Source organism: Streptomyces sp. MnatMP-M17 (genome assembly GCF_900091995.1).
Taxonomy (GTDB): Bacteria; Actinomycetota; Actinomycetes; order Streptomycetales; family Streptomycetaceae; genus Streptomyces.
On the sequence record NZ_FMDK01000671.1, the window covers coordinates 1 to 8988 of the forward strand.

Below are 8988 nucleotides of genomic sequence, written 5' to 3' on the forward strand. Positions count from 1 at the left end.
CGCCGCAGGCCAGCGGCTGCCCCGCCCGCGTCCGGCCACCCCGGACGAGGCCCTCCGTGAACTCACCGACGGCAATCGCCGCTGGCGGACCTTCCGGGAGCAGCACCCTCACGAGACCGAGACCGTGCGTCAGGCGCTTGTCTCGGGACAGCATCCCTTCGCCCTCGTCCTCGGCTGCATCGACTCCCGGGTGCCGCCGGAGCTGGTCTTCGACCAGGGCCTCGGCGATCTGATGACCGTACGCTCGGCCGGCGAGGTCCTCGACGAGGCCGTCCTCGGCAGCATCGCCTACGGTGTGCTGGAGCTGGGCATTCCGCTGGTCCTCGTCCTCGGACACCAGTCCTGCGGCGCCGTGGCCGCGGCCGTCCACGCCGAGGAGTCCGGTGAGGAACTCCCGGCCCATATACAGTACTTGGCCGACCAGATCCGTCCCGCGATCGTGCACTCCGAGGAGGGCGACGCCCGCGTGGACGCGACCGTCACCGCCAATGTCGCCCGGGTGACCGGACGTCTGGCCGCGGAGCCCGACCTCGCGGCCAAGGTGGCCGAAGGCAAGCTGGCCATCGTCGGCGCCCGCTACGAGCTCAACACCCAGCTCGTCCACCGGGTCTAGGGACTGCCTGTCCGGGGTCCTCCTTCAATCCCTCTCTTTTGCTCTTCTTCTCTCCTCGTTCGAACAATCCCTGGCCGGGGCCGGAGTACGTCCCGGCCAGGGAACGAATACGCCTCTCCCCCTTGATGTGGTCGCGACACCTGTGTCATATATGTCTAGACCATTGCCCCCAGGTGGAGGACACGGCCATGCCCAGGTTCGTCAGTCTTGCCGCGCTCATGTCCGCCGTCCTCCTCACACTGGCCGGCTGCGGCTCGAACGACGAGGAGGACAAGGCGCCTTCGGCTCCGGCCGGAGTCACGGTCCAGGCAGGCAGCGCCACTTCGGTCCATGTCATGTGGAACCAGCCTCCGGCGAAGGCCGGGATCAAGGGCTATGAGGTGTACCGCGGCAAGACGAAGATCAAGGACGTCCCGGCCGAGAAGACCATGATCGATGTCACCGGGCTGAAGCCGTCGACCGCGTACACCTTCTCCGTACGGGCCAGGACCGACGAGGGCGCCTTCTCGCCGTACAGCAAAGAGATGGCCGTCACCACGCCCGCCGCGGTCGCGGAGGACAAGGAAGCACCCGCCCGCCCGGAGCTGCTGACGGGCAGGAGCGACGGCGCGCGAGCCGCCCGGCTGAGCTGGGCCAAGGCCACCGGTGACCAGGGCATCACCTCCTACGACATCTACCAGGGCGACTCCAAGATCCATAGCGTGGACGGTGACGCGACTTCCGCGCAGATCACCCGGCTGCGGCCGGGAACCCACTACCGCTTCACGGTCACCGCCCGGGACGCGGCGGACAACACCTCGCCGGCCAGCCGAGCCGTCGAGATCACCACGCCGCGCGGACCCGGCGACGATCCCGACACCGCTCCGATCGACTTCCGGGCCGCGACACACGCCGCCGACGGCGCACACTATGTCGATCTGTCCTGGCTGGCGCCGAAGACCGGCGGCGAGGTCCCCTCGTACCAGATCTATATCGACGGCGCCTTCGCGACGACCTTGATCTGGGGAGGCGAGGCGCCCAAGGGCCGGGCCACCTACAGCGTGTATGTGAGCAAGAAGGCCGGCGAGACCTACCGGGTGAAGCTCCGCGCCAAGCTGCCCGACGGCAACTGGGGGAAGTTCTCGCCGGAACGCACCATCGTCACCGGCGAGCTCCAGCCGTAGTCGCCGTCGTCACCTTTAAGACCCGCACCTGACGACAGCCCGCGCCGCGTAGCCGTCATGGTCGGTGTACCGGTTGGCGTCGCTCATGGCCGATCCGCAGTCGGCTCAGCAGACCTCTGCGGCCGATCGTGCGCGGTGGCCCGGGTGCTCTCTCCACCGGTGGTGGCGCCTCGTCCTCGTACGGACCGTCGGAACGCGGAACAGGGCGGGTGCGCCGGGCCTCCGCCAGGAGTGTGTCCAGGCTCATGCGGTGCCATCGGATCTCGTCCGGATGGTCGGCCACCACCAGCCGCCGCACCGTCGCCCGCGCCGCGTCCGACTCCGGCTGGCCGGGAGCGAGCTCGGGCCGCAGCCGGTTCAGCTGAGCCCGTTCGTACGGGTCAGGCACCCTCTCGGCCAGGAGAGCCGGATCCAGCACACAGGCGACGACGGCCGCGCGCTCCCAGGGATCCTCGCTCTCGTGCAGCAGATGGCCGACGCGCCTGCCTCGCCAGTTGCGCGGACGCCGGTCCTCCTCCGCATCCGGGCCGAGGCGCAGCGGCCCTGGCAGCCGACCGGTGAGCAGAGCCGGTTCCCGGTCGGCGAACGTCCGTACCTCATCGGCGAGATAGAGCCAGACAACCGCGCGGTACCGATTCAGATAGAACCTCACCGGAGCGATGAATCCCGCCCGTGCCAGCCGGGTGAAGCGGCCAGGACTGACGGTCATGAGCTCCGCGCCCTCCGCCGTGCCCACCGTCCGCGCCCGCTCGCGGAGCGCCTCCGGGAATCCCTCCGCCGCCCGCAGGCGGTCGATCTCCTGCCGGGTGACCTGCCGCCGTCCGGCGGCCGGTCCTGCGATGGTGCGGATATGACCCAACTGTGCGGCGAGCTCGAACTCTCCGCGTCTCAGCTCCAGCTCCCGCGCGGCCCGCACGACACCGACCGTACGCGCCGTGCGTGGCTTCCTTTCCGCGGTCGCCGCCGCCTCGTCCATGGTGTCGCCGATGGTGCTGCTCCGGATGTTCCGGATGTTGCCCTGGGCATCGCTGACGGACATGGTGGTCTCCCCCCGTGAGTCGTCGTTACTCGCGATCACTCGCGATTACTCCCGGTGACGACCGTAGCGCGGCAGCCGTATTCTCCGTCAGGCCTGTGGATAACTCGGCGGGCCGAGCGGAAAGCCCAGCTCAGACCGCTCAGAGACCGCTCAGACTGGTCTGGCCCGCTTGCCTGACCGCGACTCCGAGATGCTCACCGACCCGGTTGACGAGCAGCGTCATCTCATAGGCGACCTGCCCGACATCGGCCTCGGCCGTGGTCAGTACACACAGACAACTGCCGTCACCGGCCGCGGTGACGAACAGCAGCGCCTCGTCGAACTCGACCATGGTCTGCCGGGCCTGGCCCGCCTTGAAGTGGCGCCCCGACCCGCGGGCAAGGCTGTGCAGTCCCGAGGAGACGGCCGCGAGATGCTCCGCGTCCTCGCGTGCCAGTCCCGCGCTGGCTCCCGTCACCAGGCCGTCATTGGACAGGACCAGCGCGTGCTGTAGGTGCTCGACCCGCTCGGTCAGGTCGTCCAACAGCCAGTCAAGTCCCTTTTCGAGTGGCATTGCCGTTCCTCCCCGTTCAGATGTTCTCCTGGCTCGCAACGCCCCGTAGCCTTCCGCACCCGCCGCTCCCGGGCAAGCGCCCGCCGGACCTCGGGGCCCCGGCGCACACCCGGGGCGTCGTATCGCGCAGGGCGCGTGCCCGACGGAAAATACGGGCATGGCGAGACACATGAGCAAGGACGAATGGCGGACCTTCGTCTCCGAAGGGACACGCACGGCGAAGCTGTCCACCGTACGGGCCGACGGAAGCCCGCATATCGCGCCTGTCTGGTTTGTGCTGGACGGCGACGATCTTGTCTTCAACACCGGCAAGGAGACCGTGAAGGGACGCAATCTGCTGCGTGAGGGCAGGGCAGCGCTGTGTGTGGACGACGAACGTCCGCCGTTCGCCTTCGTGGTGATCCAGGGCCGGGCCGAAATCGACGAGGAGCCGGAGCAGTTGCGCGCGTGGGCGACGCGGATCGCCGCACGGTACGTGGGCGAGGAGCGCGCCGGGGAGTTCGGGGAGCGCAACGGAGTTCCGGGTGAGCTGGTGGTGCGCCTCAAGGCCGACAAGGTCTCGGCCTTCGCGGCCGTGGCGGACTGACGGACTGCCGTGGAGGCCTGACGCGCCCGGCCGAACGGACCCGACGCCCGGCCGAACGGACCGCGACGGGACAGCAATGGACCGGCCCGCAACGGACTGCCAGCGCGCGAACGGAGTGGGGCCTGACTCCGCCCTCGGCGCAGTCAGGCCCCGCTCCCCCTCCGGCCGTGGCCGAGGAGCCTCCCGGTCTCCCGGTCTCCCGGCCGTCAGGCGGCACTCGGCAGGCTCAGCCCCTCGACCGGGCCCGAGAGCACGGACTTGAAGAAACGGCTGGTGTCGTCCGCGAGTACCTCGCTCTCGCCCTTCTCCAGCGCGGTGAGGACCTCGCGCGCCACCGCCCTGGGATCGCCCTTGGGAACATCCAGCGCCCGGATCATGTCGGTGTCGGTGTAGCCGAGATGCACACCCACCACCTGGGTGCCCTGCGGAGCCAGTTCCAGCCGGAGCGAGTTGGTGAGCGACCAGAAGGCCGCCTTCGTCGCACCGTAGGCACCACTGCCCGCCGCCCAGGACAGCACCGAGTGGATGTCGATCAGCGCGCCGCCGCCCTGGGCCGCCAGGATCGGGGCGAAGGCCTGAGCGATCCTCAGCGCGCCGAACACATTGGCCTCGAAGAGCTCCTTCACGGTGTCCAGGTCGGCCGTGACAAGCGGGCCGAGGGAGCCGATCCCGGCGTTGTTGAAGACGATGGACACATCGTCCGCGATACGCGCCAGCTCCGCGATCGACTCCGCGTCGGTCACCTCAAGCGGTACGGGAACGACCCTGGGGTCGGGATCGGCGATGGGCGTACGGGCTGTGGCGTACACCTTGGCGGCTCCCGCCTCCAGCAGTTCCTGTACGAAAGCCCGGCCCAGCCCGCGCTGTCCACCAGTGACCAGGACGGTTGCTCCACTGACGGTGGTCATGACGTTCTCCTCGGATGACGGTCCACAACGACATAGGCGTAGTTAAATTGCCTCTGTCGCCAGAGTGCTCGCCGCCGACGACATAGTCAAGTAGGATTCGGTTATGTCTTGGACGGCCAGTAATCGATACCGCGTACGTCAGGCTCCCGACGGACTCGCACTGGTGCAGGATCTGATCAACACACGCGCGATCCAGCAGTACGCGCCTGATCTGCTGGCCGGTCGCGAGTCCGCCGAGGAGTGGCTGACCGGCGCCGCCGAGGAGTGGGCCCGGGTCCGGGGCCTCGACGCTCCCGACTGCTCGCTGTCGACGCCGGATCCGCAGGCGCTGCGCGATCTGAGGTCAACTTTCGAGGCACTGATCGCCGCGGCGGGAAGCGATACGCCGGAAGACGTGCCCGGATCCGACCGGACCGATCACGACGTCGATCACAACGTCACGGTGCGGCTCGCTCCCGACCTCCAGGGCCAGGTACGGATGGTCCCGGTCGGCCATGGACCCCAGTGGCTCGAATCAGCGCTCTGGTCGGAGACACTGCTCGCCCAGCGGGCCGGCGTCTGGTCCCGGCTGAAGCTGTGCCGCAACATCGGGTGCCGGTCGGCCTTCTACGACACGTCACGCAACAACAGCGGCGTCTGGCACGACGTACGCGTCTGCGGCAACGCCGCCAATCTCCGCGCTTCACGGGAGCGCAGAAGGATGCGTGAGGACGGTACTTCCTGATCGGCGAACGCCCGAAATGGACCGGCGAGCGCCCGGACCTCTCGGCTAGGGCCTCGGATCAGGGAGCCGTAGCAAGCCGGGCGGCGCGGATCGTCAGATAGTCGCGCTCCGGAAGGCTGGTCGTACGACGCGCCGCCTCCCGGTAGTTCTCCACCGCGCCCTGCCGGTCACCCGCCATCTCCAGCAGATGGGCGCGGACCACCGACAGCCGGTGATTCCCGGTCAGACGGCCCTCCTTGTCCAGGGACTCCACGATGCCGAGCCCCGCCTCCGGGCCACGCACCATCGCCACGGCCACCGCCCGGTTGAGCGAGACGACCGGATTGGCGCCGAGCTGCTCCAGCACTCCGTACAGCGCGAGGATCTGCGGCCAGTCGGTGTCCTCGGCCGTCCCCGCCTCGTCATGGACGGCGGCGATCGCCGCCTGGACCTGATACGGGCCGAGCGGGCCCTTGGGCAGGGTGGCCGTGATCAGCGCCGTGCCCTCCTCGATCGCACGGTCGTCCCAGCGGTCCCGGTCCTGCTCGGCCAGCGGGATCAGCTCACCGTCCGGGCCGGTGCGCGCCGCGCTTCTGGCGTGGGTGAGCAGCATCAGCGCCAGTAGCCCCGCGACCTCGCAGTCGTCCGGGAGCAGTTCATACGCGGCCCTGGTCAGCCGGATCGCCTCCCGGGACAGCTCGACCCGTTGCAGTTCGGGCCCTTCGCCGGTGGCATATCCCTCGTTGAAGATCAGATAGAGGACATGCAGCACGGCGTCCAGCCGACGCTCGCGATCCTTGTCGTCCGGCATCAGGAACGGGATCCCCGAGGCCTTGATCCGCTGCTTGGCCCGGCTGATCCGCTGTCCCATGGTCGCCTCGGGCACCATGAAGGCACGAGCGATCTCGGCCGTCGTCAGACCGCCCACACAGCGCAGGGTCAGGGCGATCGCCGCCGTGGGTGACAGCGCGGGGTGGCAGCACAGGAAGAGCAGGATCAGCGAGTCGTCCCGGTCCGCCGACTCGTCGCTGTCCGCGGGCGGAGCCGACTGCCGGTCGGCGGGCACCTGTCGGGCCACCAGATCCTCACGGCGGCGGCGCGCCTGCTCACCTCGTACCTGCTCGGTCATACGGCGGCTCGCGACCTGGATCAGCCAGCCGCGCGGATTACCTGGCACGCCCTCGCGGGGCCACTGGGTCGCCGCCGCCAGCAGCGCTTCCTGTACGGCGTCCTCGGCCGCGCCGAAGTCTCCGTACCGGCGGGTGAGCACGCCGACGACCTGCGGCGCCAGCGTGCGCAGCAGGTCCTCGGCGGACATGCCCTCGGGACCGGATCCCGGACCGGTGAACCGGCCAGTGGCCGGACCAGTGGCCTGACCAGCGGCAGGACCACTGGCTTGGCCATCGGCCTGGCCGGCCACCTGGCTGGTGGCCCGGCCGGTTCGCGGCTCCGTCGTTCGATCGGCGAGAGGAATCGGATCAGTCAGTGCTCACATCTCCTCGGGCGGTCCCGCCATCACCTGGCGCACCTCGATCGGCATGTTCAACGGCTTGCCGCCGGGGCCAGGAGCCGTGGACACATGCGCGGCCAGCTCCACCGCCCGCTCGGCACTGTCGCAGTCGACGATCCAGTACCCGGCCAGGAACTCCTTCGTCTCAGGGTAAGGACCCTCGGTGACGATGGGCGCCCCGCCGCCTCCGGCCCGTACGATCCTGGCCTGGTCGGGACCCGCCAGTCCCTCCGCCGTCACCAGCTCGCCCGCCTCCGCGAGCTTCGTGTTGGTGTCGCGCATAAAGGCGATATGGGCCTGGATCTCCTCCGGTGCCCACTCCGTGATCGGCGGGAAGTCCACGGTCTTCTCACTGAACTGCATCAGCAGCATGTACTTCATGACCTTCTCCTCACTGTCGCGGCCCCTGCGGGGCGCTCTCACGGACAGGTAGAAGCACGCGCCGCGATTTCGACATCCTCGACGAGGAACATCGAGATTTCTCAGAAAAAGCTAGCCGCAATCTCCACCGCCCGCTCGTCGCGGTACGGGCCGCTTCTACGGGATCATGCCGCCATGGCTCACGATCACACACAGGTACGGGAGTTCTTCGGTGCCAGGGCGGCCGGCTGGGACGCCCGTTTCCCGGACGACGGCCCTGCCTATGCCGCGGCCGTCGCCGACCTCGGGCTGCGCCCCGGCGGCGCGGTCCTGGACGCGGGATGCGGGACGGGCCGCGCGCTGGCGCCTCTACGGGCCGCCGTGGGCCCGCAGGGCACGGTACTGGGCGCCGATCTGACCCCGGAGATGCTGGCAGAAGCCGTACGGGCCGGGCGCGGCCGGATCGGGAGGCTGCTGCTCGCCGATGTGGGCCGGCTGCCGCTGTGCCCGTGTTCGCTGGACGCGGTCTTCGGCGCCGGGCTGATCTCTCATCTTCCGCGGCCCACGGAGAATCTGCGCGAGCTGGCCAGGGTGGTGCGGACCGGTGGTCGGCTGGCGCTGTTCCATCCCTTGGGCCGTGCCGCGCTGGCCGCCCGGCAGGGACGGCGGATCACGGACGACGATCTGCGGGCCGAGTCCCGTCTCCGTCCTCTGCTGGCGGATTCCGGCTGGCGGCTGGAGTCGTACACCGATGAGGACTCCCGCTTTCTGGCCTTGGCGGTCCGCCAGGACTGATCCGTCGGCGCACCGGTCACGGGCGGGCAGAAGGCTCCATGGCAGACCGCTGTATGGAGCGGCGGTGAGGGCCCGCTGTGAGGACCGGCTGGTTCCGGACTCTCGACGTCCGGGTTGCCCACTGGCTAGGGTGCGCCGACAACGGATCGGATGGGGAGGTGCCGTGGCCGGAACGGACGACTCCATGGACGATGACCCGCTGTATGTGCTGACCGCCGCGCTGCTCACACCCGCGCGGTTCCCGGCCGTCCTCGGCGACGACTATCCGGAGGCCTGCGCCGCCCTCGGGCTGGAGCCCTACGACCGTGGATACGGCCTGGTCATGGGCCAGGACCGGACAGGCGCCCGCTGGACAGTGGTGGTGGACGACGTCTCGTTGGTCGCCGTCGCGATCGCGTCCTGGGACTGCGGTATCGAGTACGACCTCTCACCCGGCGAACGGACCGTGGTCTGCGCGCTGCCCGGCTGGCCGCTCGCCCTGTCCGTACGGGCGCCCGGTCTGCCCGCACCGCACGATCCTGACCCCGAACCGGCGCCCGGCACCGAGGAGGACAACGGGAACGGGCCATCGGACGGGACCGAGACCAACCGGAGCGGGAACGAAGACAGCGCCTGGCGTCCGCTCACACCGCCCGACACCGATGCCTGGGGCCCGGCCCAGCGCCGACTCGGCGCGGACGAGGTCGCCCTTCAGTGGGCGGTATGGCGGGAGCGGCTCGCCGGAGCGGTGGCCATGGACTCCGCCACTGACACCCACG

10 protein-coding genes and 1 pseudogene are annotated in these 8988 nt (G+C 69.6%); 6 read left to right on the plus strand and 5 right to left on the minus strand.

Translation table 11 applies throughout. From position 1 onward, the window contains the following. Both GA0115259_RS27900 and GA0115259_RS27905 read left to right on the plus strand, forming a co-directional pair. Nucleotides 1-613: carbonic anhydrase (locus tag GA0115259_RS27900; RefSeq protein WP_107469275.1), on the plus strand; the 613-nt coding region annotated here is incomplete at its 5' end. Nucleotides 614-801: 188 nt separating this feature from the next. Then, entirely contained in the window at nucleotides 802-1776 is a 975-nt protein-coding gene (locus GA0115259_RS27905; RefSeq protein ID WP_237540547.1) for a fibronectin type III domain-containing protein, read from the plus strand. A 55-nt stretch (nucleotides 1777-1831) separates the two neighbouring features. Here the strand turns inward: GA0115259_RS27905 and GA0115259_RS27910 are convergent, their stop codons facing one another. Continuing rightward, a complete protein-coding gene (locus GA0115259_RS27910) occupies nucleotides 1832-2815 on the minus strand; it encodes a DUF6397 family protein (RefSeq protein ID WP_093602165.1) in 984 nt (327 codons plus the stop codon). Nucleotides 2816-2954: 139 nt separating this feature from the next. Beyond that, nucleotides 2955-3368 carry a roadblock/LC7 domain-containing protein gene (locus GA0115259_RS27915; protein WP_093602167.1) on the minus strand — a complete coding sequence of 138 codons (414 nt, stop codon included), beginning with the start codon at nucleotides 3366-3368 and terminating at the stop codon, nucleotides 2955-2957. A gap of 157 nt (nucleotides 3369-3525) precedes the next feature. On the opposite strand from GA0115259_RS27915, the gene GA0115259_RS27920 reads away from it, so the two are divergent. After that, complete coding sequence (locus GA0115259_RS27920; RefSeq protein ID WP_093602169.1) at nucleotides 3526-3954, plus strand: PPOX class F420-dependent oxidoreductase; 429 nt, start codon at nucleotides 3526-3528, stop codon at nucleotides 3952-3954. A 206-nt stretch (nucleotides 3955-4160) separates the two neighbouring features. Here GA0115259_RS27920 and GA0115259_RS27925 read toward each other — a convergent pair whose 3' ends face one another. Next, nucleotides 4161-4862 carry an SDR family oxidoreductase gene (locus tag GA0115259_RS27925; protein WP_093602171.1) on the minus strand — a complete coding sequence of 234 codons (702 nt, stop codon included), beginning with the start codon at nucleotides 4860-4862 and terminating at the stop codon, nucleotides 4161-4163. A 103-nt stretch (nucleotides 4863-4965) separates the two neighbouring features. Between GA0115259_RS27925 and GA0115259_RS27930 the strand changes: the two genes are divergently transcribed. Further along, nucleotides 4966-5586, plus strand: coding sequence for a CGNR zinc finger domain-containing protein (locus GA0115259_RS27930; protein WP_093602173.1), 621 nt, complete (start codon nucleotides 4966-4968; stop codon nucleotides 5584-5586). 58 nt (nucleotides 5587-5644) lie between these two features. Here the strand turns inward: GA0115259_RS27930 and GA0115259_RS27935 are convergent, their stop codons facing one another. After that, the gene (locus GA0115259_RS27935; RefSeq protein ID WP_093602175.1) at nucleotides 5645-6883 is read right to left on the minus strand and encodes an RNA polymerase sigma factor; all 1239 of its coding nucleotides are present in this window, start codon (nucleotides 6881-6883) and stop codon (nucleotides 5645-5647) included. Nucleotides 6884-7054: 171 nt separating this feature from the next. Further along, a complete protein-coding gene (locus tag GA0115259_RS27940) occupies nucleotides 7055-7456 on the minus strand; it encodes a YciI family protein (protein ID WP_093602177.1) in 402 nt (133 codons plus the stop codon). A gap of 174 nt (nucleotides 7457-7630) precedes the next feature. Between GA0115259_RS27940 and GA0115259_RS27945 the strand changes: the two genes are divergently transcribed. Next, on the plus strand, nucleotides 7631-8230 hold the full coding sequence (locus GA0115259_RS27945) for a class I SAM-dependent methyltransferase (RefSeq protein ID WP_093602179.1): 600 nt from the start codon (nucleotides 7631-7633) through the stop codon (nucleotides 8228-8230). 163 nt (nucleotides 8231-8393) lie between these two features. Next, a pseudogene (locus GA0115259_RS27950) lies at nucleotides 8394-8988 on the plus strand (hypothetical protein); the annotation flags it as partial.

Coding starts and splice junctions, on each gene's coding strand:
- GA0115259_RS27930 (WP_093602173.1), top strand. CDS start 4,966: ATGTCTTGGACGGCCAGTAATCGATACCGCGTACGTCAGGCTCCCGAC.
- GA0115259_RS27945 (WP_093602179.1), top strand. CDS start 7,631: ATGGCTCACGATCACACACAGGTACGGGAGTTCTTCGGTGCCAGGGCG.
- GA0115259_RS27915 (WP_093602167.1), bottom strand. CDS start 3,368: ATGCCACTCGAAAAGGGACTTGACTGGCTGTTGGACGACCTGACCGAG.
- GA0115259_RS27925 (WP_093602171.1), bottom strand. CDS start 4,862: ATGACCACCGTCAGTGGAGCAACCGTCCTGGTCACTGGTGGACAGCGC.
- GA0115259_RS27905 (WP_237540547.1), top strand. CDS start 802: ATGCCCAGGTTCGTCAGTCTTGCCGCGCTCATGTCCGCCGTCCTCCTC.
- GA0115259_RS27910 (WP_093602165.1), bottom strand. CDS start 2,815: ATGTCCGTCAGCGATGCCCAGGGCAACATCCGGAACATCCGGAGCAGC.
- GA0115259_RS27940 (WP_093602177.1), bottom strand. CDS start 7,456: ATGAAGTACATGCTGCTGATGCAGTTCAGTGAGAAGACCGTGGACTTC.
- GA0115259_RS27920 (WP_093602169.1), top strand. CDS start 3,526: ATGGCGAGACACATGAGCAAGGACGAATGGCGGACCTTCGTCTCCGAA.
- GA0115259_RS27935 (WP_093602175.1), bottom strand. CDS start 6,883: ATGTCCGCCGAGGACCTGCTGCGCACGCTGGCGCCGCAGGTCGTCGGC.